The 21,258-nt window shown below is 62.1% G+C and carries 21 protein-coding genes; 13 read left to right on the top strand and 8 right to left on the bottom strand.

Translation table 11 applies throughout. The annotated features are described in order from the left end of the window. Positions 1 to 5: 5 nt before the first annotated feature. The 4 genes from N1058_RS07155 (at position 6) to N1058_RS07140 (ending at position 3,752) form a co-directional block, all read left to right on the top strand. Positions 6 to 1,535: a tripartite tricarboxylate transporter permease gene (locus tag N1058_RS07155; protein WP_265516831.1), complete on the top strand. Its 1,530-nt coding sequence runs from the start codon at positions 6 to 8 to the stop codon at positions 1,533 to 1,535. Next, a complete protein-coding gene (locus N1058_RS07150; protein ID WP_265516830.1) occupies positions 1,532 to 2,539 on the top strand; it encodes a CobW family GTP-binding protein in 1,008 nt (335 codons plus the stop codon). Before N1058_RS07155 ends, N1058_RS07150 begins: the two co-directional genes overlap by 4 nt. Before the next feature lie 47 nt (positions 2,540 to 2,586). Beyond that, entirely contained in the window at positions 2,587 to 3,300 is a 714-nt protein-coding gene (locus N1058_RS07145) for a GntR family transcriptional regulator (RefSeq protein ID WP_265516829.1), read from the top strand. A 95-nt stretch (positions 3,301 to 3,395) separates the two neighbouring features. Continuing rightward, positions 3,396 to 3,752 (top strand): putative quinol monooxygenase, encoded by a 357-nt coding sequence (locus N1058_RS07140; RefSeq protein ID WP_265516828.1) that lies wholly within the window; start codon positions 3,396 to 3,398, stop codon positions 3,750 to 3,752. A gap of 178 nt (positions 3,753 to 3,930) precedes the next feature. Here the strand turns inward: N1058_RS07140 and N1058_RS07135 are convergent, their stop codons facing one another. Further along, positions 3,931 to 4,659, bottom strand: a complete 729-nt coding sequence (locus tag N1058_RS07135) for a GntR family transcriptional regulator (protein ID WP_265516827.1) — start codon at positions 4,657 to 4,659, stop codon at positions 3,931 to 3,933. A gap of 126 nt (positions 4,660 to 4,785) precedes the next feature. Between N1058_RS07135 and N1058_RS07130 the strand changes: the two genes are divergently transcribed. The 9 genes from N1058_RS07130 to N1058_RS07090 are packed head-to-tail and all read left to right on the top strand — an operon-like array spanning position 4,786 to position 12,755. Beyond that, positions 4,786 to 5,982, top strand: a complete 1,197-nt coding sequence (locus N1058_RS07130; protein WP_265516826.1) for an L-dopachrome tautomerase-related protein — start codon at positions 4,786 to 4,788, stop codon at positions 5,980 to 5,982. Between the two features lie 49 nt (positions 5,983 to 6,031). After that, on the top strand, positions 6,032 to 6,499 hold the full coding sequence (locus tag N1058_RS07125) for a TRAP transporter small permease (RefSeq protein WP_265516825.1): 468 nt from the start codon (positions 6,032 to 6,034) through the stop codon (positions 6,497 to 6,499). Beyond that, positions 6,496 to 7,785 (top strand): TRAP transporter large permease, encoded by a 1,290-nt coding sequence (locus N1058_RS07120; RefSeq protein ID WP_265516824.1) that lies wholly within the window; start codon positions 6,496 to 6,498, stop codon positions 7,783 to 7,785. Before N1058_RS07125 ends, N1058_RS07120 begins: the two co-directional genes overlap by 4 nt. Before the next feature lie 28 nt (positions 7,786 to 7,813). Further along, positions 7,814 to 8,833, top strand: coding sequence for a TRAP transporter substrate-binding protein DctP (gene dctP, locus N1058_RS07115; RefSeq protein ID WP_265516823.1), 1,020 nt, complete (start codon positions 7,814 to 7,816; stop codon positions 8,831 to 8,833). Further along, positions 8,830 to 9,834, top strand: a complete 1,005-nt coding sequence (locus N1058_RS07110; RefSeq protein ID WP_265516822.1) for a C-terminal binding protein — start codon at positions 8,830 to 8,832, stop codon at positions 9,832 to 9,834. The genes dctP and N1058_RS07110 overlap by 4 nt, the downstream gene beginning before the upstream one ends. Positions 9,835 to 9,874: 40 nt before the next feature. Next, positions 9,875 to 10,522, top strand: a complete 648-nt coding sequence (locus tag N1058_RS07105; protein WP_265516821.1) for an RraA family protein — start codon at positions 9,875 to 9,877, stop codon at positions 10,520 to 10,522. Between the two features lie 21 nt (positions 10,523 to 10,543). Beyond that, a complete protein-coding gene (locus N1058_RS07100; protein WP_265516820.1) occupies positions 10,544 to 11,473 on the top strand; it encodes a sugar kinase in 930 nt (309 codons plus the stop codon). Further along, entirely contained in the window at positions 11,473 to 12,177 is a 705-nt protein-coding gene (locus N1058_RS07095) for an SDR family NAD(P)-dependent oxidoreductase (protein ID WP_265516819.1), read from the top strand. The genes N1058_RS07100 and N1058_RS07095 overlap by 1 nt, the downstream gene beginning before the upstream one ends. Positions 12,178 to 12,209: 32 nt before the next feature. Beyond that, positions 12,210 to 12,755 (top strand): 2,4'-dihydroxyacetophenone dioxygenase family protein, encoded by a 546-nt coding sequence (locus N1058_RS07090; protein WP_265516818.1) that lies wholly within the window; start codon positions 12,210 to 12,212, stop codon positions 12,753 to 12,755. Between the two features lie 260 nt (positions 12,756 to 13,015). On the opposite strand, the gene N1058_RS07085 is transcribed toward N1058_RS07090, so the two are convergent. The 7 genes from N1058_RS07085 to N1058_RS07055 are packed head-to-tail and all read right to left on the bottom strand — an operon-like array spanning position 13,016 to position 21,257. Beyond that, positions 13,016 to 14,197, bottom strand: coding sequence for an MFS transporter (locus N1058_RS07085; protein WP_265516817.1), 1,182 nt, complete (start codon positions 14,195 to 14,197; stop codon positions 13,016 to 13,018). Between the two features lie 43 nt (positions 14,198 to 14,240). Next, complete coding sequence (locus tag N1058_RS07080) at positions 14,241 to 16,352, bottom strand: molybdopterin cofactor-binding domain-containing protein (RefSeq protein ID WP_265516816.1); 2,112 nt, start codon at positions 16,350 to 16,352, stop codon at positions 14,241 to 14,243. Then, a complete protein-coding gene (locus N1058_RS07075) occupies positions 16,349 to 16,828 on the bottom strand; it encodes a (2Fe-2S)-binding protein (RefSeq protein WP_265516815.1) in 480 nt (159 codons plus the stop codon). Before N1058_RS07075 ends, N1058_RS07080 begins: the two co-directional genes overlap by 4 nt. Beyond that, the gene (locus N1058_RS07070) at positions 16,829 to 17,248 is read right to left on the bottom strand and encodes a cupin domain-containing protein (RefSeq protein ID WP_265516814.1); all 420 of its coding nucleotides are present in this window, start codon (positions 17,246 to 17,248) and stop codon (positions 16,829 to 16,831) included. 11 nt (positions 17,249 to 17,259) lie between these two features. After that, positions 17,260 to 18,330 (bottom strand): Ldh family oxidoreductase, encoded by a 1,071-nt coding sequence (locus tag N1058_RS07065; protein ID WP_265516813.1) that lies wholly within the window; start codon positions 18,328 to 18,330, stop codon positions 17,260 to 17,262. A 6-nt stretch (positions 18,331 to 18,336) separates the two neighbouring features. Further along, positions 18,337 to 19,740 (bottom strand): NAD-dependent succinate-semialdehyde dehydrogenase, encoded by a 1,404-nt coding sequence (locus N1058_RS07060; protein ID WP_265516812.1) that lies wholly within the window; start codon positions 19,738 to 19,740, stop codon positions 18,337 to 18,339. Beyond that, positions 19,737 to 21,257, bottom strand: coding sequence for a tripartite tricarboxylate transporter permease (locus tag N1058_RS07055; protein ID WP_265516811.1), 1,521 nt, complete (start codon positions 21,255 to 21,257; stop codon positions 19,737 to 19,739). Before N1058_RS07055 ends, N1058_RS07060 begins: the two co-directional genes overlap by 4 nt. Position 21,258: the final 1 nt, after the last annotated feature.

Below are 21,258 nucleotides of genomic sequence, written 5' to 3'. Positions count from 1 at the left end.
ATCCCATGGAAATTCTTTCGCAAATCGGACCCGCTCTCGGCATCGTGTTCGACCCGGTGAACCTGTTCCTGATCACGCTCGGGATCATTCTCGGGGTGGCCTTCGGGGTCTTGCCTGGCTTCGGCGGAAGCCAGGCGCTGGCGCTGCTGTTTCCCTTTTCCTTTCTCATGTCGCCGGAGACCGCCGTCATGTTCATGCTCGCGGTCTATTGCGCGGCGGAATACGGCGGCTCCATCCCGGCGATCTTGATCCGTACCCCCGGCACGACGGCCGCGGTCATGACCATCCTCGATGGCGCACCCATGGCCGCGAACGGGCGACCCCGGCGGGCGCTCACCATCTCGATCGCAGCGGGCGTCACGGGTGGGATCATCTCGACCTTCGCCTTCATACTGCTATCCTCCAGTCTGGCCTGGGTCGGCCTCAAGTTTGGACCGGGCGAACTCTTTGCCGTCGGTGTCTTCGGCCTCTCGATCGTGGGCAGCTTTGTCGGAGCCGATCCCCTGAAGGGCTTTCTCGGTGCGACCATCGGCCTGCTGTTGGCCACGGTAGGCGACAGTTCCTTCGGCGGCACGCGCTTCGTCTTCGACCAGCCATACCTCTATGACGGGGTGCCGCTGATCGTCATGATCGTGGCCATGCTTGCCGGCCCGGAGGCATTCCGGCTGATGGCGCGCCTTCGCGACTTCACTCCTTCTGCGGCGGTACCAGATGCCTCCTCCAACAGCGCTTCCGGCGACAAGCTGAGCCTGACCGATTACATCAAGCTCATGCCAACCATGATACGCGGCGGCCTGATCGGGACCGTCGTGGGCGCCATCCCCGGACCTGGTCCGACCATGGCGGCCGTTCTGGCTTACAACGAAGAGCGTCGCTGGTCGAAAAAGCCGCAAAAGTTCGGCACCGGAGTAGATGAGGGCATCGCGGCTCCCGAATCGTCCAACAACGCAGTGGTCGCAGGTGCACTCGTCCCGGCACTGGCGCTGGGGATCCCGGGTTCCGGCGCCATCGCCATCCTTCTGGGCGTGCTCATATCCAAGGGGATCACACCCGGACCCGCCCTCTTCTCCGAGGGCGGGCCGCTTGTGATGGCCGTCTTCATAGGCCTGCTTATGGCCAACGTAATCCTTCTCGTCGTCGGCTTTTTCGGCCTTCGGCTTTTCGTGCCGATCGCCCGCGTACCGGCGGGGGTGCTCGGGCCTTTCGTCATGGCCCTGCTGCTCATCGGGGTATATGCCTATGACAATTCCTTCTCCCACGTCGTCATGTTGGTCGCCCTCGGCAGCTTCGCCTTCCTGCTCGACAAGTTTGGGGTCTCGACACTGCCGGTGATCCTGGGGTTCGTCATGGGGCCGATCATCGAGACCAATCTGGGCCGGGCTCTGATCATCCATCGCGGAGACCTCTGGGCCGTCGTCAGCGGCCCGATCACGGCAACGCTTCTGGTGATTTCCGCGGTCGCTGTCGTCTGGAGCTATATCCGGACAGTCCGGCAGACCGCGGTCGAAGAGGCGGAGGCGGGCGAACAGCCATGACCCCGGTACCATGCGCAGTCGTGACAGGCGCGCTCGGGTCAGGGAAGACGACAGCAATCCGTGAACTGCTCGCCAGACCCGAAATGGAAGGTACCGCGCTCATCATAAACGAGTTCGGAGAGGTCGGTCTCGACCATCTACTCGTCTCTTCGGCGGTCGAGACGACCCTGCTGATGGAGAATGGCTGCATGTGCTGTTCTCTGCGGGGCGACGTGGTGGACACAGTGCTCTTGATCCTCGCTGCGGCCGAACGAGGTGATATCCCGACCTTTCGACGGATCATGATTGAGACCACAGGTCTGGCGGATCCGATCCCGATCGTGCGCGAACTCTCAAACGCGCACGCCTTGCGGGACAAGATCCGTCTCGCCAAAGTCGCCACCTGCGTCGACGGTGTCATCGGCCGGGCCGAGCTGGCGCAGAACCCGGTCGCAATCCACCAGGTGGCGCAAGCCGATCTCGTCCTCGTGACAAAGACCGATCTCGCGGATCCTTTGATGATCGACGAGCTTTGCGAGGCGCTTTTCGATATCAATCCGATGCTCGCGATCCACCCGGTGCGCGAAGGCGGGCTGCCCGATGGCGATTTTCTGTTCGGAGATCCGAGCGATTCCGAGTTTGTCGCCCCCGAAATACGCGCGCACTCCGGTCACACGACGCACCACCATCACGCCGGAGGGGGGACTGCCCTACACACTGGAGTGGAAAGCTGGTCGCGAGTGATCGGGCACCCGTTGCAATGGGCGCGCCTGCGCGATTGGCTCGACCTCGTCTATTCGCTAAACGCGGCCAGAGTGCTCAGGAGCAAGGGAATTCTCTGGATTGAGGAGAGCGATCGCCCATTGCTCGTTCAGGGGGTGGGTCCTGTGATCACACCGCCTCGATTTCTTGAGGCGTGGCCGCAAATGCAAAGGGAAAGTCGTATCGTCATGATCTTGAAAGACACCGCCTCCGCGACCATCGGCGCATCATTCAATGAGTATGTCTTGAAGTCCGATGAATAACGCCCCAAGAACAACGTCCGGTGTTGCGGATCGAGGATACAGGTAACATGGCGAAGACCAGTGGAATGCCGTCTCGTTCGGCAGAAGCCTACGAGGTTCTGCGGCATGATTTGATCGCAGGAACGCTGGCGCCTGGCGAGAAGCTTATCCTCGCGGATCTCCAGGACCGTTACGGCATAGGTGCGATGCCCCTGCGCGAGGCGCTAAACCGGCTCGCTGCCGAGCAATTCGTGGTGAAGAACGAAGGGCGCGGCTTCTCCGTCCCGCCGCTCGACGCGATGGCATTCCTGGAGATCCAGAACGCGCGAATCGTCATCGAGGCGGCGGCGCTTCGGGAGACAATCGCGGAGCGCACCCGCGAGTGGGAAGATCGACTCGTGCTGGCGTTCTACCGTCTCTCCAAATCGGCCACCGCAGGCCCTGACTTCCTTCTGACCCAGGAATGGTCGGAAACCCACGCGATCTTTCATCGGGAACTGCTGTCGGGGTCCAGGAACACTTGGCTGCTGAGCTTCGCCGGCCAGCTGTTCGAACAATCCGCCCGTTATCGGGCCCGCAGACGCCAGATCGACGCCGGCCATCTGCCCGGCCGAGATGACCTCGTAGACGAGCACCGAGAGATCATGGATGCGGCGATCGCCGGAGACTCGAAGGCCGCGACTGCGAAACTGGTGGAGCACTACCGGCGCTCCGTCGAAACTGTTCTTGGAGAAACGGTCGAACTGTCTTCCGACGGTCTAAGGTTCTTTCGGCGGGGGTAGGTGCCGTAAGCGGCGCTGACCGTCGCCATGTCGAAAAGGTTCGAAGCACTGATGCCGGGTATGACAACGGCGACGAGATTCGCACCAAGCAGTAGTTGGACGCCGCCCAAGGCGCCAGTTGGTTAGCATTTGCCGAGATCAAGGAGATTATGGTGATCCGAGAGATAGCGAGATTTGTCATAAAGCCAGAAGAAACCGATGCATTTGCATCGGCAGCGCAATCTTGCATTCCGATGTTTCGGGCTGCACGGGGTTTTCGGTCTTTCTCCCTTGAGCAATCGGTAGAGGTCGAGAACGTCTTTTATCTTTTCGTCGAGTGGGAGGCACTTGAGGACCATACGGTGCATTTTCGCAAGAGCGCTGGGTATCAACAGTGGCGAAGCCGAGTTGGGCACCTGTTTTTCGAAGAGCCTCAGGTCTGCCACATGAAGGTTGTTCATGAATCCGCATGATCAGCCCCCCTGATGAGGCCCTGACCCAACTCGAAACAAGAGCTTCGTTACCAAGCACCTCACAATACGCTGCGCCGGGTTGCCAGCTATTGTTGGACTTGCGCTGCATACACCTCTTCGTCAATGGGATTAGGGCAAAAAGGGACCGACGGTGCCGACTGCTACCGATCTGGACATCCTATTGGCCGGCCGATTTGAAAAACCGATCTGGATCGAGATGCTCCCAGTACGAGCCTTCCTTGCGGGCAATGTGACCTAGCAGGATCTTCCTTGCCTTGGACAGATCGCGTGCTCTGATGGCCTCGGTGATCTCGACATGTTCGCGCATTGACTTTTCCATGTGATGCGGATCGTTGCCGAGGCGGTTCCGCAAAGCCGCCATCTTCGCACTGATCAGCGCATATGCGCTTGATATATAAGGATTGCCGGAAGCCGCGATGATGGCATCGTGGAAAGCAGTATCAAGCGAAAGATAGTCGCGGACCAGTCCCTCGGCTTGTGCCTGTCTCATTTTCTCAACGACTGCCGCCAGATCGTCTGCCAGCGTTGATGACGGGTTGTTGAGCGCAAGCTCGACCGCGGCCGGCTCAAGGGCGAACCGCAGTTCACACAACTGGTTCAGTTCGCCGGGCTGAAGCTTGAACACATAGGTTCCTGATTGCGGCTGCACAGTCACCAGCCCCTCACGGCGCAGAAGGGATATCGCTTCGCGGACCGGGGTGGTTGAGACCCCCAATTCCGCGGCCAGGGCGTTCTCCGACAGTTTTTCGCCGGACACGACCTTCCCTTGAACGATCATTTCCCTGATCGCCCGCGCGACTTCATCGACGAGGAGCGCCGGACGCGAAAGCTTTCTGACGCGCGCCCCTTCCTTGGTACCCGGTGTCGATGGCGAATCCAGAGACATCAGCAAATTCCTCTTTACAGCGAATCGAAAACTGCTACCTTAGTTTCATCTACCGCCTAAGGTAGCAGATAGGCAGCCGCGAATGAAGCTGCCACATCAGGAAGCGCGAATAGGAAGGTCACCCCCATGGGGTTTCTCGATATCAGGCTCATTGCGGCGGTTGCGACGATACTGGCCGGTGGTGCGGCGGCGCAAGAAAGCGAGCCAGCACCGGTCATTCGCTGGAACAGCCTCACTTATCAACTTCAGAGTGGAGACGCAGCAGACCGTTGGGACAAAAGCCCACTCCGCGGAAAGGTCCTTGTGCAGGGCCTGAAGTTCGACGCGGCGGGCGATATGTATGTCTCTACTGCTCGGTGGGGTGGACCGGAGATACCCGCGACCTTGTCCAGGCTTGTGAAGAATGGTGATGATTTCGAGCTACAGCCTTATCCGTCGCTCGAGCTCAACGATGTCTCGAACCCGCAGGGGCTTAAGTCGGTCCTAGGATTTGAGATCGATCATAACGACGTCATGTGGATCCTCGACCAGGGCCACATCGCCGGCGCAAAGTCCGGAGCCGCCAACGAGAAGCTCATCCTGTGGGATATCAAGGGCAACGAGGAGATCCAGCGCTACGAGTTCCCAGCAGCGGTGTCGGACAAGAAATGCTCGTTTCTGAACGACATCGTCGTCGATAACGAGTCGGGCTTTGCCTACATTACCGACAGCGGGATTTTCAGCGACCCTCTCTGCGGCGGTCTCATCGTCTACGACCGTAACGCCAACACCGCGCGGCGGGTGCTGAACGCGACCAGGTTCACGAATGATGAACCACAATTCATGTTCAACATCGGCGACCGCAAGGTTCTCAAGAACGGCCCGATGCGAACCGGCGCCGACGGCATTGCATTGTCGGGTGATAAGCAGACGCTCTACTGGACCAACCTGACCGGTAACACGCTCTTTTCGCTGCCAACTGCGCTCCTCCGTGATCCTAAGGTCTCGGAAGCTGAACTTCAGGCAGCCGTGCGCACGGAAGTGGTGCTGCCTTCCAACACTGATGGTCTCACGGCGGACAAGGACGGCAATATCTATCTCACAGCGCTCCAGCTTAACTCGGTTCTCAAATGGGAACCCGCTACCCGTCGCCTCTCGCGGGTCGCCTATCACCCGGAAATGGCGTGGCCGGATACGCTCGCTTGGGCACCGAATGGGACGCTGCACGTGATATCCAACCACCTGCACGTCTGGGTCGATGGGGACATGGATTTCGAGAACCCGCCTGTCCCGAATTTCACGATCTGGCGGTTGGCGACCAAGGCCGTGCCGTACCTAAACTAGAACCTTGAGGGTGGACGCCGCCGGTCGGCGCTCCGCGAGGAGGACCGCAATGCTCTTACTATTTGACCGTTGGCTGTGCGTCGTCAACGGCCTGCTCGTTGCAGCTATGCTTGCGACGATGCTGTCACTCGTCTTCGCCAACATCGTTTCCCGCTACTTCTTCAGCGTCTCCTTCGGCTGGATCGAGGAGGTGTCACGCTACCTGATGATCTGGATCGTCTTTATCGGCGCTGGGCTCGCAATGCGTGAGGGGATGCACGTAGCGGTGACGATCTTCGTTGATCTGACCACACGCATAAAGCCGGCCCTTACATGGGCGGCCTTCGCGCTGGTCTTCGCCTTCTTTGCCGCCCTTGCCTGGTACGGAACCGAATATGCGCAGTTCGCGTCCCGCCAGCGCAGCGCCATGCTGCATTTGCCCATGAGCATGATCTACCTGGCAGTCCCGATCGGTTCCTGCCTGGCTATCCTGCACCTCCTCCTGTCGCTGAGAGATGATCGGACGGCTCAGCCATGAGCGCAGCTCTTTTCACGGTTTTCGCGGTAGCGATGGTGCTGGGCGTTCCGGTCGCCGTCGTCATGGGAGGGGCCTCCCTCGCGGCCATATTATGGGATGGTCGCTACCCCGGCCTCATCCTTGCACAGCGGATGTTTTCAGGCATCGACAGCTTTCCTTTGATGGCGGTCCCCTTCTTCGTGCTGGCGGCGGAACTGATGACGGGCGGCCGCATCACAGATTCCTTGCTGGCCCTGGCCCGGCAGATCATCGGCCGGCTGCGAGGCGGACTTGGCCATGCCAACATTCTCATGTCGGTGTTCTTTTCCGGCATTTCCGGCTCCGCGCTTGCCGATGCAGCCGGTCCCGGCGCGGTGACGATCCAGATGATGCGTTCCGGCGGTTACAAGCCAGAGTATGCGGCCGCCCTTACCGCCTCGTCCGCCATCATCTCCTCGATCATCCCCCCATCCATCGTCATGGTCATCTATGCGCTCACCGACAATGCAGTCAGCGTTTCGGCGCTCTTCATCGCCGGCATCGTGCCGGGTGTCCTTATTGGCCTGTCGCTGGTTGCGACGAACGCCTATCTCAGCTGGCGGCGCGGTTTCGCGCTCGACGAGCCGCGCAAACCGTGGCGGCAGTTCTTCCGTGAATCCGGTGTCGTCTTTTCCGCCATTCCCCTGCCTGTCATTATCATAGGCGGCATACACAGCGGTGCTTTTACGCCGACCGAAGCCTCGGCAGTGGCAGCAGTCTATGCCTTCATCGTCGCCAAATTCGTGCTGCGCAGCCTGGCTTGGCGCCAACTCCCCTACCTTTTCGCCCGCGCCTCCTTGATAACGTCGGCGGTGCTGATGATCGTGGCGACCGCATCGGCTTTCGCGTGGCTGCTCACGATTCTGCAGCTTCCACAGGCGATCGCTGGCTTCATCGCCGGATTCGGCCTACCAAACATGCTGCTGCTCCTCGTCATGGCCCTTTTTCTGCTGCTGTGCGGGCTCTTCATCGACACACTGCCCGGCGTCCTGCTGTTCACACCAATCGTCGCGCCGATCGCCGATATGGCGGGCATCCATCCGATCCAGACCGCGCTTGTGGTCATTCTTTCCTTGACCATCGGCATGATCACGCCGCCCGTCGGCGGCGTGCTGTTCGTGGTGTCCGTGGTCAGCCGCATTCCGCTGATGCGGATCGTCGCCACGATCGGTCCCTTCCTGCTCGCCGAACTGCTCGTGCTGCTGCTGTTGATTTTCGTGCCTGCGGCGTCGCTCTGGCTACCCGGCTTGTTCGGATACGTTCGCTAGAAAACTTAATCAGAAAGAGGAGGAATTCATGCGCATTCTCAACAGACTGGCCGGCCTTGCGGGCATCGTGGTCGCGGCAATGGTCGTAGCCGCAGCCCCCGCCCTCGCGCAACTCACCATCAAATACGGTCACTATCAGCCAGGCCGAATGGATCAGCCCAAACACGCCGCCGCTATGGCTTTCAAATCCTATGTCGAAGGTGCGACGGGTGGCGAGATTAACGTGGAGATCTATCCGGCTGGACAGCTCGGCAACGAGCAGACAGTCATGGAGGGGCTGCAACTCGGCACCATCGAGATGGCGGTTGTTCATGATGGCGGCATTGCCGGAACCTACACACCCATCGAAGTCTTTTCGTTACCCTTCGCGTTCGACAACCAGGCCGTGGCATGGAATGTGTTCGACGGTCCTTTTGGCCAGAAATTTGCCGAGGACATGCTGGCCGAGACGCAGATCCGCCTGTTCGGATTTGCCGATAACGGCGTGCGTCACTTCACCAATTCCAAACGTCCGATCAAGACGCCGGGAGACCTCCAGGGCCTGAAGATCCGCGTTCAGCCTAGCCAGGTCTATGTCTCGTTGGTCGAATCGCTAGGTGGCGACGCGACGGCGATCGCCTGGGGCGAACTGCCAACCGCACTTGCCCAGGGTACGGTCGATGGGCAGGAGAACGGCGTTACCAACATTCTGGCCGCAAGTCTTTACGAGAACCAGGAGCACGTGACGCTGGACGGCCATGTCTTCAGCCTGCACGCCTATATGATGAGCGATGCCTTCTGGCAGCAGTTGACGCCGGAGCGGCAGAAGATCGTCGAGGATGGCACCCGCATCGCCATCGGCATCCACCGCGGCATGACGGCGGCGCAGGACTCTAATGCCAGCACCATACTTGCCGACAGTGGCATGACGGTGACGACCCTTACACCGCAGGAGCGCGATGCCTTCCGTAAGCTCGCCCAGCCTGCCGTACGCGCCTACCTGGACGAGCAGGTCGGCGTCGATCTGGTGGACCGGCTTCTGGGCGCCATCGACGAGGCCGGTTCGTGACACACCCGGCATCCAGCCATCACTACTCCCGTGACGGCGACCGTGCACCGGTCGCCGTCGTAATCGACGCCGGGTACGACCAGCATGTGATCGAGGAAGACATCCTGAAACCCTATGGCTTCACGGTCATCGAGCGTGCTTGTCATGGGGACGCGGCGGCGGTCGTGGAAGCGGTCCGCGACGCGGACGCGGTCCTGGTGAGGGAGAGCCCTGTCTCGGCCGAGGCGATCGATGGGATGAAGCATTGCCGCGTCATCGTGCGCTATGGGGTCGGCGTGGACAACATCAACCGCCAGCAGGCGACTGCACGCAGCATCTATGTCGCCAATGTGCCCGATTACGGAGTCGAGGAAGTGAGCGACCATACGCTCGCCCTCTTGCTCTCGGTCCTCCGACGCACCGCCGCACGCGATCGTGCGGTCCGCGAAGGCGTATGGAACGCGGCGCGCCGCGAGCCGATGCACCGCATCGCTGGTCGCACGCTCGGCATTATCGGATATGGCCGCATCGGCGCGGCCTTCCACCGGAAGGTCTCGACGCTCGGCTTCAGCGAGACGCGGGTGCACGATACGAATGGAAGCGACCTCCCCTACGGAGCCGTCGCAGCCGATCTTGACGAGTTGATCGCGTGCAGCGACGTCATCTCGCTGCACCTCCCTCTCCGCGCATCCACGGAAAAGATGATATCACGCGAGCGGATTGCGGCAATGCGACCGGGAACGGTCATCGTGAACACCTCGCGCGGTGGCCTCATCGACGAGGCAGCGCTGGCGGAGGCGTTGCAGTCCGGCCATCTGGGCGGCGCCGGGCTGGACGTGTTCGCCAACGAACCGCCGGCTCCCGATCACCCGCTTTTCTCCACACCCAACACGGTGCTAAGCGACCACACTGCCTGGTACTCCGAAGAAAGCGTCGCGGAACTGCAGACCAAGGCTGCGCAGGAGGTCGCGCGCGTATTTGCCGGCGAGCCCCCGAAGCACTGGGTCAATCGCTGGGATTGAACTGAGCACATATTCGTCAACGCAAGAGAAGGCACAAAGTATGGACAAGAACCTGATCGAAGGTTTCCGCCGGGTTGCAACGGCCTCCGTCGCAGATGCTGTCGACAAGATCTGCGGCAAGAAGGGCTATCTCGATTCCGCCATCACACCACGCACCAGCGATCGGAAGATTGCCGGACCGGCCGCGACCGTTCTGGAAGAAGCCACAAGCGAGGAGGTGCCGCCGACGCACGCATTGGAACTGGTGGACAATGCCGCGCCCGGCAGCGTCATGGTCATCTCGGTCGCCGGCGATTGCAACGTGGCAGTTTGGGGCGGCCTAATGACGGCTGGCGCCGTCGCCAACAGACTTGAGGCCGCAGTCCTTGATGGCGCCGTGCGTGACATAACGGAGATTAAGCGCGATTTCGGGTTTTCGGTTTTCGCGCGTTCGGCCTCCCCTGGAACAACCGTCGGACGCTACAGGACGATCGCCTCAATGGTTCCGGTCACGATCGGCGATGTTACCATCAATCCTGGAGACATCGTGGTCGGTGATGTCGATGGCGTGGTCATCGTGCCGCGGGAGAATGCCACCGAGGTGCTTGCCGCAGCTCAGGAGATCGACCTGAAGGAAGCCGAGCAGGCCAAGCTCATCATCGCGTCTGGGTCGCTCAAGGAAGGCATGGCCAAGTACGGCCGAATCTAGATTCAAGGAGAAAACGCCGACATGTCCAATCCGCAAATCGTTTGCATGGGCGAACCGCTCGTCGAATTCAACCAGGTGGACGAGAAGGGACATTATCTGCGCGGTCATGGCGGCGATACGTCCAACTGTGCCATCGCCGCGGCGCGCGCTGGCACCGCTGTGGGTTACATCACCGCGCTGGGGGAAGACGAGTTCGGCGACAGCTTCATGCGCCTATGGACGGAAAACGGCGTCGACGCATCGCAAGTCACTCGCGATCCCCAGGCCCATACAGGTATCTATTTTGTCACTCATGGAGAGAACGGACACGTTTTTTCCTATCTTCGCGCGGGCTCGGCGGCGAGTCGAATGGGTCCGCAAAATTTGCCGCGTACCTACATCGAGAATGCCGAAATCCTCCATGTCTCCGGCATATCCATAGCTATTAGCGCGAGTGCGTCGGATGCCGTCCTTGAAGCCATCCAGATCGCCCGGCGCGCGAACACGAAAGTCTCCTTCGATACCAATCTGCGGCTGAAGCTATGGCCGCTCGAGCGCGCGCGCGCATTGATTGGCGCGACCATGTGCATGACGGATATCGCCCTGCCCGGCCTTGAGGACGCAGAGCAACTGACGGGACTGAGCGAACCGGATGCAGTTGCCGACTACTATCTCGAACAGGGTGCCGGTATCGTGGCGCTGACACTGGGCAAGGGGGGATGTCTTGTAGCGACGCCGGACGAGCGCCGGCGCGTGCCGGGCATTCGTGTGGAAGCGGTGGACGCCACGGCGGCCGGCGACACGTTCGACGGCAACTTCCTGGCTGAGTTCCTCAGCCACGGAGATCCTTTCCAGGCAGCACGTTTTGCCAATGCGGCGGCAGCCCTTTCGACGCGCGGTTATGGCGCCGTTGCACCCATGCCTATGCGGCAGGCGGTTCTCGACGCGCTGGCGACCGAGGGCGTACAATAATGCCGCATGCGTTAATAACGGGCGGTACGAGCGGCATTGGTGCGGGCATAGCGAGGACATTGCTTGCCGCCGGCTACCACGTCACCGCCGCCGGCCTAACAGAGGCTGAACTCTCGGCAGTTCCACCTGCCGACAATCTGGCCCTATGCCAGCTCGATGTCACCAATGACCGATCTATAGCCGCTTGCCTGGAGGCAGTCGAAGAGCTCGATGCACTGGTCAACTGCGCCGGGATGATCATGCGAGGCGGTGCCGAATATCAGATCGAGAATTTCAGTCGCGTCATCGACGTCAACCTGACTGGCACGATGCGCATGTGCATCGCGGCCAAGCCGCTTCTGACGCGCAGCCGGGGATCCATCGTCAACACCGCGTCGATGCTCTCCTTCTTCGGCGGGCCGATGGTGCCGGCCTACACCGCATCCAAGGGCGGCGTCGCGCAGTTGACGAAAGCGCTGGCCACCGCATGGGCCGAGGAAGGCGTTCGCGTGAATGCGATTGCGCCCGGCTGGGTGGAAACGGAACTCACACGGAATCTGGTCGAGGATGAAGGCCGCTCGGCGGGCATTCTGGCGCGCACGCCAATGAGGCGTTGGGGCAAGCCAGATGACATTGGCGGAGCTGTTCTCTTCCTGCTCTCGCAACAGGCTGGGTTTATAACCGGGGCCGTCCTGCCGATCGATGGCGGCTACGCAGCCTGCTAACCAGAAAATGGATACTGGAAGGATTTTTTGCGATGACGACGAACACGCAACACCATGCGCTCGAAAATGCGGACGAGGCTCGCATCCCTTATCGACATCCCCAGCCCAAAGAATCGCCACCGGAGATCGTGATCCCGAGCGTTCTGCCCAACGATGACCGTGTCTGGGTTCCGCAGGCGGAGAATGTCTGGTTCCGCCCACTGTGCCTTTCAGCCTCACGAGGCTACTGGGTCAATCTTCTCAAGGTGCGGAAGTCCGGCGTCCTGTCGCGTCACCGCCATCCACAGCCTGTTCATGGCTATGTCATCAAGGGCGCGTGGCGTTATTTGGAGCACGACTGGGAAGCGGTCGAGGGCGGCTATATTTATGAAGCGCCGGGCGAGACCCATACGCTGGTGGTCGATCCCCATATCGAGGAAATGATCACGCTGTTCCAGGTCAATGGCTGCATGATCTATGTCGACCCTGACGGAAAACAGCTCGGTTACGAGGACGTGTTCACGAAGATCGACCTGTGCCGTGCACATTATGAGACAGTCGGGCTCGGAATTGAGTTCGTGGACCAGTTCATCCGCTAGGCCCAACGCGGCAGAGGGCTCCTGTGTTTCATCGGGATGTTCGTCGAGACGCAATCGTATTCTGTCCCGCCCCCGTGACCCATGTCCCATGGATCAGGGCACTGCCGCTTCGGCTACTTGGTGGATGACAAAGCCGGCGCCGAGAGCGCATCGGTAGGCCTTCACAAGACTCTGGGCGTTCGTGGGCTTCGACTTCTTCAAACAGTTCCTCTCCCGCCCTCCCGGGATCGCAGTTAAAAAATTCCAGCCAGATGGAGGTGTCAGCCGCGCCAGGCGCCGTGTACCTCACGCACCACCCGCGCCGAGAGGTATGCCGGGATCGCCGCAGCGACGGCAGTGAGGACAGCCAGCACCGTCCAGGCCACATCGAAGCCTTGGACTGACACCGTCCAGCCGAAGCCCAGCGGACCGATGACAGCGCCGATGAACAACCCCGATTGCACTACGCCTGAGGCCCGGCCGGGGGCTGCCGGATTACCGCGGATAATAGCGAGGATCGACAGCCCGGCCCAGCCCCAGCCCATGCCGAAGGCAAGCGTCGTGGCCACGACCAGCACTATCCAGCCGCCGCCCTGTGCAAACAACCAATAGGCCACCGCGCCGCCGAGCATCAGCACGCTGACGGCCAGTAGAAGCGGCAGGGCGAACCTATCGGCGGCCGCGCCCAGCAGGATCCGGACGGCAATCGACACGCCGCTTCCTAGCGCCATGATGAACCCCGCCTTGCCGACCGGGATACCTTGCGCCTCGACCGAGGTCACAAGAAAGGCCGCCATGGAATTCGCAGACCCGGCGCCAACGCCGGACATGATTCCCAGCAAAACCAGACTGCCCCGCGACCATCCCGGTCGCAGGCTATGCGGTTGCGCCGCTTTGGGCGGCAAGGAATTGCGCGGCAGACCGAGGATCAGAACAGCCGGTAGCAGGGCCGCGACCACATAGGCCGTCCGCCACCCGGCGCTGAGCGCTATTATCGGAACGGCTAGGCCTGCCAGAAGCGAAGCCAACGGCACTGACGCCTGCTTGAGCCCGAAGGCAAAGCCCTGCCGCCCAGGTGACACCGCCCGGGACAGCGCAACGTTGGTCGCCGGCTGGATGCTGCCGTTCGCCAACCCCGCCAGCACCATCGCGGGCAGCAACAGCACCGCCGACGGCACGAAAGGCACGATCAGGCAAAGCATGGCGGTTACCGCCAAGGCGGCGCGCGCTACGGGCCATGGTCCGAACCGGTCGGAATGGCCCGCCAGCGCTCCCGAGCCGAGCGCCGAGGCGGCGAAGAAGACGGCAACGCTATAGCCGAGGCTTCCCTCACCCATGCCCAGATCGGCCCTCAGAAGCGGAAACAGTGTGCCCAGCAGGAAGACGGGGAGCATCGTCGCGATTTGTGCCGCCAGAGCGAAGCCGACGGCAGCAACGGGCGATCCGGATCGCAAGCCGCTCATGAGGCCACCCTTCGCAGCGCCAATACAGGTCTGATCTGTCGGTTCATCCGAGCATTTGCCCGGCCAGACCCTCCGGCGTCAGCGGTACTCGCAGACTGTCGAGCCCGAAGAGCCGTCGCACCGCAGCTGCCAGCGCCCCGGCAACCGGTCCCTGCGCGATCTCCCCTGCGCCGAGTGGCGGGTCGCGAGGATCACCCGTCAGCGCCACCTCGATCACGGGAATCTCGGAAAAGCGGAGGATCGGATAATGCTCCCAATCCGGGACGTCCGGCGCGCCGCCGATGATCGGCACTTCCTCTTTCAGGCTCCAGCTCAACGACTGGATAGCGCCGCCTTCGACCTGCCCCAGAACACCCTCGCGGTCGATGACCTCGCCCACATCCGCCGCGGCCCATAGCCGAGGCACGATCAAACTCTCACCCGCGCTGACCTCCACTACCACGGCGCAGTAACCTGCCTTGTTCTTGTACCTGGCAAAGCCAAGACCCTTGGCCGTTTCGCCATCGGTATCGGTGGTAAAGCCTGACATGTCGCGAGCCTTTTCGACAACGCGCCGGGCGCGTGGATCATCGAGATGGCGCAGGCGGAAGCCTATCGGATCTTCGCCAAGTTCATCGGCCGCAGCCTCCATCGCCAGTTCGATCGCAGCGATATTTGCGTACGCGCCCAGAGCCCGCATGGCAGAGGTGCGCAGCGGGATATCATATGCGACCCGCCGCGCGACCTTGAGTGCGCCGGTCTTGTAGAGCGGCACGGCGTTGCGGTCGGCCCCGCCGCCATTGGCGGGTGGAGGCTCCGTCGCCGGGGCGAGGGCCACGGGGTCGGCCAGAAGGGGACCGGAGGCGAAACTCGGCTTGCCGGGGCCGGGCCGGCGTTGGTGCGGCGCGCTGACAATGTCAAGCGACATCGCTGCGATCTCTCCGCCGTCGGAAAGCGTGATTTCGGCCCGGCTCGTCATGGCAGGGGCCAGAGATCCGCGCGTCAGCTCATCCACCCTTCGCCAGGCAAGCCGCACCGGACGGCCGGGGCAGGCCCGGGCCAGCAAAGCGACCTCGAAGGCGACGTCATCCGCGCCGTTATGGCCGTAGCAACCCGCAGCAGGTTTATGGATCACGTCGATCGCGGCCTCGTCGAGGTTCAGAGCCTGTGCCAGACCCGCGCGCAGCTGGTAGGGCCCCTGGGCGTGGCTCCATACGGTCAGAGTGCCGTCCTGCCACAGCGCCAGCGCGCAGCATGTACCGATCGAGGCATGAGCGAGAAACGGGCGCGAGAATTCCGCCACGACCTTGCGGTTCCCCGCCCTGGCCAGATCGCCGGCTTCCGCCATCGTCTCAAGCTCGGTGGCGCTGGCCAGAAGGTCTTCGGGCTTCTGAATGCCGCCGCCCGGCACATCCCAGTCCGCCGTGGAATCCGCCCGCGCGACGGCGGACATGGCTTGCGCCTCCTCTTCCGCGATGACCGCGGCAAACGCGCCGTCGCGATGCAGCATCACCACACCGGGCAGCGCCTCGACCGCTTCGCTGTCGACAAAGACCAGTTGGGCCGCGGGATGAGGCAGGTGAAGGACGCGAGCGTGCAGCATGTTCTCAAGCACGATGTCATGGATGAACGCGCCGCCGCGCAGCCGGGCACGGATCGCATCACCGCCCGCTTCCGCCATGGTTTCATCAATGCGCGCCATCCGCCCAGGGCGGGAGACCACTGCCTCGGCAATGGGAATGTCCAGCGCAAGGTCACTGGCCAGTTTCCATATGTCGAGTTCGGTTTCTTCTCCGTGCTGAAGGACCTGCCCATCTTGCAGGTCCACTGTCTCCGCGTCCAACTTGTCCCGCGCGGCTAGCAGGAAGGTCGCGCGGGCGGCGAGCGCAGCGGCGCGCAGCGACTGGCCACCCAGTTCCACCGACATGCTGCCTGCGGTGTAATTCTCGTTCGGGCTTTCGCGCGTGTCGCCTGCCACCAGATGCACCCGCACCATTTCGAGAGACAACGCCTCGGCCACTATCCGGCGCAAGGCAATGGCTATCCCCTGTCCGATTTCCACCCGACCGCTGCGCGCCTTCACAACACCCGGCTCAGAGAAATCCAGCCAGTCGGAAATGAGCGGATAAGCCTCGAGGCTTTTGGTCTTTGGAAGGCTCATCCAGTCGTCATTCATTTCAATGCTTCCGCCGCACGGGCCACCGCGCGCAGGATCCGGGGATGCGCGCCGCAGCGGCACAGTCCTTCATCCAGCGCCGCGATGATGTCTTCGCGGGTGGGCTTCGGGTTCTCGTCCAGAAGGGCCTTCGCCCGCATCACCAGACCGGACAGGCAATAGCCGCACTGGCCGGCCCTCTCTTCCGCGAAGGCGGTGACAAGAGGGTGCTCCGCATCGCCCTCGAAGAGGCTTTCCGCGGTCTCCACGCGCTTGCCCTCGACAGCCCACAACTTCAACGAGCACGACATCTCAGGCCGGCCGTCGACAAGAACCGCGCAGGCCCCACATGACGATCCCCCGCAGCCGAAGCGCGCTGCCTTCAGGTTCAGGCGGTTCCTGAGAACCCAGAGAAGGGGTTCGGTCTCGGGCGCCTCGATGGCCGCTTCACGGCCGTTGAGCGTAAAGCGGATCACCCGTTGTTTCGCTGCCGCCACTTAACCCGCCTTCGGTTGCGCAAGATCTTTCTCCGACAGGTGGCGCACGGTTTCACCGCTGCCGGCGAAGGTTCTGGTGACTTCTCCCGCGGCGTAGATGAACAGCATCACCACCGTCTCATCCCCGACATTGTGAAAACAATGCACCTCGCCCTCCGGGATATACGCGACCTCCATCGGGCCGATCGGGTGGCGTTCGCCCCGGAACTCCGCCTCGGCGTGACCCTGTAGGATCACGATCTGCTCGTCGCAGTTATGTGAGTGCAGCGCCACCGAGCGGCCCACGGGCAAGGTGGTCGTGCCGGTCGTCACCTCGGCCCCGCAGCGCTCGCGGCTGCAGAAGAGACGCGTCTGAACGCCATTACCCCGATCAAAGCTGCCAATGGCCTCCGTGTCGAAAACGCGTGGTGTCTTGTCCATCCGGGTCACCCTCACAAACGGTCTTCCAACGGCGCTACCTTGGCCGCCTGTGCGACGGGCCGCAGCGTGTCGAGGAGCGCAGGCGGGCATGGTATGCCATTTATCGCCCTCTCGGAGCGCGTCCTCAGCGCGCGATCCCCGGGCAGTCGAATATTGTCGAAGCCGGGGCGCGTGCGCGATCCGACCATCTCGGCCCGGATGCGATCGATCTCCCGCTTGAACAGGTCCCCGCCGCCAAGGGCTTTGAGGTCTATGACAAGGACCGACTGCCCGGTATTGGTAGAGCTTTCATCGTCGGCATTGAAATCAACGACCTCGCTGCCCATTGCAGCTCCGTTCAGCGTGCCTGCCAGTAGGCCGATCATTAGCGCCAGACCGTATCCCTTAGGTCCGCCGATAGGCAGGAGAGACCCGCCCGCCGATTTGTTCGGATCGGTCAGCGGATTGCCGTCGGCGTCGATCATCCAGTCATCGGGCATGTCCTTGCCGCGCTGCGCGGCCAGCTTGACCTTACCGTAGGCCGCGTTGGTCGTCGCCATATCCAGAAGGATCGGTCCGCTCTCGCCACCCGGCACGCCGATTGCGATCGGGTTGGTGGACAGCAGGAGGTCTACCCCGCCCCAGGGCGCCATGTGATTGGCGCTGCCCACGGCCATGTAGATGCCGATCATGTCGGCCTCGACCACACGCATCGCCCAGACCCCTGCGGCGCCGGCGTGATTGGAATGGTGGCATCCCACCCAGCTGATGCCATGCGTTCCGGCAAGTTCGATCGCTTCATCGACGCAGCGTTTGACGACAAGATGCCCGACCGCATCATCGCCGTTGACCCGCGCCAGGCCGCCCTTGCGCCTGTCCACATGGATCTCAGGCTTCAGATTGAAGCCCCCGGCCCGTAACCGGTCGATATATCGCGGCAACCTGAAGACGCCATGCGCGTCGCTGCCGTGCATATCGGCCTCGACCATCATCTCGCCCACGATTTCGGCGTCCGCCGCCGGCATGCCATGCGCGGCAAAGACGTCGGAAATGAAGGTCCGCAGAACGGCCGGAGGCAGGTTCAACGTGGCTTTCGCATCCATGGCAAATTATCCTTTTTGTACCTGTGCGGGACCGATCCACACGGTTTTTGTATTGGTGAATTCCCGAATCCCCCAGGCGCCAAGCTCGCGTCCGTAGCCGGACTGCTTTATGCCGCCAAAGGGCAGACGCGGGTCGGAGGCCACGATGCCGTTGACGAAGACCGCGCCCGCCTCGATCCGGCGGGCGAGCCTTCGCGCCAGCTCAATATCCGCGGTCCATAACGCGGCTCCCAAACCGAATTCGGACCGGTTGGCATAGTCAATCGCTCTCTCGGCATCCGGAACACGAACGATGGCGGCGGCGGGACCGAAGGTTTCTTCCCGGAACGCAGTGTTGTCGGGGCCGACGTGGTCCAGGACCGTCGGCGCGTAAAAGGCGCCTGGCCCGTCAACCGGGGCGCCGCCGCAAAGGAGGGTCGCCCCGCCCGCGATGCTGCGCTGCACCTGGTCGTGCAGTTCATCCCGTAGATTGCTGCGCGCCATGGCCCCTTGCTGGCTGGCGGGGTCGAGAGGATCGCCGACCTTCAGCGCCCGCGCTTTGGCGGTAAAGGCTTCGGCAAACCGATCCGCGATGGCATCGACCACGATGAATCTCTTGGCGGCGATGCAGCTTTGGCCGGTATTCTGGAACCGCGCCTTGATCCCTGTTTCAACCGCTAGGTCGAGATCGGCATCGTCAAGGACGATGAAGGGGTCCGAGCCGCCGAGCTCAAGCACCTGTTTTTTCAGCAATGCGCCGGCCTGGGCGGCGATCTTCGCGCCCACTTCGGTCGATCCGGTCAGGGTTACCGCCGCCACGCGGCTATCAGCCAGGATCGACGACACCGCACCCGCGCCGACCATCAGCGTAGCTGTCAGCCCTTTGGGCGCGCCGGCGGCGTCCATCACTTCGGCGATGGCCAGTGCACATTGCGGTACGTTGCTGGCATGTTTCAGCAGCGCGCCATTGCCCGCCGCAAGGGCCGGGGTGGCGAAGCGGAAATACTGCCAGAACGGATAGTTCCAGGGCATCACGGCCAGCACCACACCGAGCGGGTCGAAGACCACCTCGCTATGGCTGGCGTTCGACCCAATGACCTCAGGCGCTAGATAGTCCGCCGCGCTGTCTCGGTAGTGCTCGCAGCACCACGCGCATTTCTCGATCTCGGCTTCAGCCTCGGTGATGGGTTTGCCCATCTCCAGACTGATCAACCGCGCGAAATGCGCCTTGCGATCCCGCAGTGCGGCGGCCATACGACCCAGCAGTAGGCAGCGCTCGTCCAAAGGTCGCAGCGCCCAATCCCTCTGTGCTTTGGCCGCCGCCGCCAGTTTCGCTTCGATTTCGGCCGGACCGTCGGGCGCAAAATCGGCCAGTTGCTCGCCCGTAGCGGGATTGATTGAGCGGATATGTGGAACCATATGCGTATTCATCTCTCAACTTTCTGCTGAACAGCCAGCGGCGTACTGCGCGCGTCCTGCAGCCGGATCCGCAGCAGGATCACGGTAGCCGCAAGGGTTAGCGCGATCAGCATGACCGAGGCGGGACGGGCGAACAATTCTCCGACACCGCTCATCGAGGCGAAGGACACAGCGAGCTGGTTTTCCAGCGTTCGCCCCAGTACGAATGCCAACGCGCAGGGCAGGATCGGGATGTCGGCCAGCAGCATCACAGCGACCACCGCCGACGCACCGATAAGCACGTAGACGTATGTTAGGCTGGTTCCGCTGGCATAACTGCCAAAGATGGCAGCGGCGGCGACAAAGGTCACGATCAGACCTTTGGGCAAGCGCAGGGTGATGGCGAATTGGCGGGCCAGCAGCACGCCAAAGATCATCATCATCAGATTGACCACGATGAATCCTGCGAAGAGCGCATAGATCAAATCACCGTTGGTGATGAAGATCAGCGGCCCTGGCGCAACATTATGCATGGTCAGGGCGCCCAGCATCACGGCCGCGGGTGCGCTGCCGGGAATGCCCAAGCCGATCAATGGGATGAGAGAGCCCCCGACGGTGGCGTTGTTGGCACATTCGGCTGCGATCAGCCCATCCTCGCTTCCCTCACCGAAATCGGGGTTCTTGGAGAAGCGGCGCTCGAGCGAATGGGCCAGAATGGGTGAGGTTTCGACCCCGACAGCCGGCAGGATGCCGATGCCCAGCCCCACGGTCGAGGCGCGCAGTACGGTCCATTTCCACTTGAAAGTGGCTTTTGCAGTTTGCCAGAACCCAAAACTGTCGGTGCTGTCCATACGGGTATTGGTGCCGTGCAGCGCCTCGACGGCAAGCCGAATGACCTGGGGCGCCGCGAAGAAGCCAAGCAGCATAGGCACCAGTGGCAGCCCGCCCCGCAACTCTGCAATACCGAAGGTCAGGCGTTCGCCCACGGCCACGGGATCATAACCCACCATAGCGAACATAAGCCCAAGCGCGGCAGCCCCGAACCCGGCGAAGAGGTTCTGCGGTGCCATCAGGATGACGAGGAGAAGGCTGAAAACAATCAGCAGTGAGAACTCGCTCGGCCCAAAACTGAGCGCAACTCGCGCCAGCGCTGGCGTCATTGTGACCAGCGCAATAGCGGAGATCAGACCGCCCAGCCCCGAAGCAAAAGCGGATATCTGAAGCGCCCTATTCGGCATGCCCCGCCGTGCGAGGCCGTAACCTTCGACCGCCGTCATGACCGATGCCGCGGTGCCGGGGATGCCCAGCACGACCGCGGAAATGGAACCGCCATAGATGCCCGCGACGTAGAGCGCACTCAGTAGTATCAGTGCCGCGTCGGGTGACATAAGAAAGGTCACTGGCAGGAACAGCACAATCGCCAGCGTGGCGTTCAGCCCCGGAACCGCCCCGAAGATGATTCCGATGATGACCCCGCCGAATGCTGCCATAAGACAATCCGGTCGGAAGACGGCGGATAACCCGCCGATCAATGGCTCCAGTCCGCCCATG

The sequence above is a fragment of the Nitratireductor luteus genome, from assembly GCF_026162365.1.
Lineage (GTDB): Bacteria > Pseudomonadota > Alphaproteobacteria > Rhizobiales > Rhizobiaceae > Chelativorans > Chelativorans luteus.
Note: the sequence above shows the minus strand (reverse complement) of the source record. Positions and strands in the feature narration are given on the sequence as shown.

Excerpts from the sequence above, each read along its gene's own strand:
- N1058_RS07155 (WP_265516831.1), top strand. The coding sequence starts at position 6 with ATGGAAATTCTTTCGCAAATCGGACCCGCTCTCGGCATCGTGTTCGAC.
- N1058_RS07150 (WP_265516830.1), top strand. The coding sequence starts at position 1,532 with ATGACCCCGGTACCATGCGCAGTCGTGACAGGCGCGCTCGGGTCAGGG.
- N1058_RS07145 (WP_265516829.1), top strand. The coding sequence starts at position 2,587 with ATGGCGAAGACCAGTGGAATGCCGTCTCGTTCGGCAGAAGCCTACGAG.
- N1058_RS07135 (WP_265516827.1), bottom strand. The coding sequence starts at position 4,659 with ATGTCTCTGGATTCGCCATCGACACCGGGTACCAAGGAAGGGGCGCGC.
- N1058_RS07130 (WP_265516826.1), top strand. The coding sequence starts at position 4,786 with ATGGGGTTTCTCGATATCAGGCTCATTGCGGCGGTTGCGACGATACTG.
- N1058_RS07125 (WP_265516825.1), top strand. The coding sequence starts at position 6,032 with ATGCTCTTACTATTTGACCGTTGGCTGTGCGTCGTCAACGGCCTGCTC.
- N1058_RS07120 (WP_265516824.1), top strand. The coding sequence starts at position 6,496 with ATGAGCGCAGCTCTTTTCACGGTTTTCGCGGTAGCGATGGTGCTGGGC.
- dctP (WP_265516823.1), top strand. The coding sequence starts at position 7,814 with ATGCGCATTCTCAACAGACTGGCCGGCCTTGCGGGCATCGTGGTCGCG.
- N1058_RS07105 (WP_265516821.1), top strand. The coding sequence starts at position 9,875 with ATGGACAAGAACCTGATCGAAGGTTTCCGCCGGGTTGCAACGGCCTCC.
- N1058_RS07100 (WP_265516820.1), top strand. The coding sequence starts at position 10,544 with ATGTCCAATCCGCAAATCGTTTGCATGGGCGAACCGCTCGTCGAATTC.
- N1058_RS07095 (WP_265516819.1), top strand. The coding sequence starts at position 11,473 with ATGCCGCATGCGTTAATAACGGGCGGTACGAGCGGCATTGGTGCGGGC.
- N1058_RS07090 (WP_265516818.1), top strand. The coding sequence starts at position 12,210 with ATGACGACGAACACGCAACACCATGCGCTCGAAAATGCGGACGAGGCT.
- N1058_RS07085 (WP_265516817.1), bottom strand. The coding sequence starts at position 14,197 with ATGAGCGGCTTGCGATCCGGATCGCCCGTTGCTGCCGTCGGCTTCGCT.
- N1058_RS07080 (WP_265516816.1), bottom strand. The coding sequence starts at position 16,352 with ATGAATGACGACTGGATGAGCCTTCCAAAGACCAAAAGCCTCGAGGCT.
- N1058_RS07070 (WP_265516814.1), bottom strand. The coding sequence starts at position 17,248 with ATGGACAAGACACCACGCGTTTTCGACACGGAGGCCATTGGCAGCTTT.
- N1058_RS07065 (WP_265516813.1), bottom strand. The coding sequence starts at position 18,330 with ATGGATGCGAAAGCCACGTTGAACCTGCCTCCGGCCGTTCTGCGGACC.
- N1058_RS07060 (WP_265516812.1), bottom strand. The coding sequence starts at position 19,740 with ATGAATACGCATATGGTTCCACATATCCGCTCAATCAATCCCGCTACG.
- N1058_RS07055 (WP_265516811.1), bottom strand. The coding sequence starts at position 21,257 with ATGGGCGGACTGGAGCCATTGATCGGCGGGTTATCCGCCGTCTTCCGA.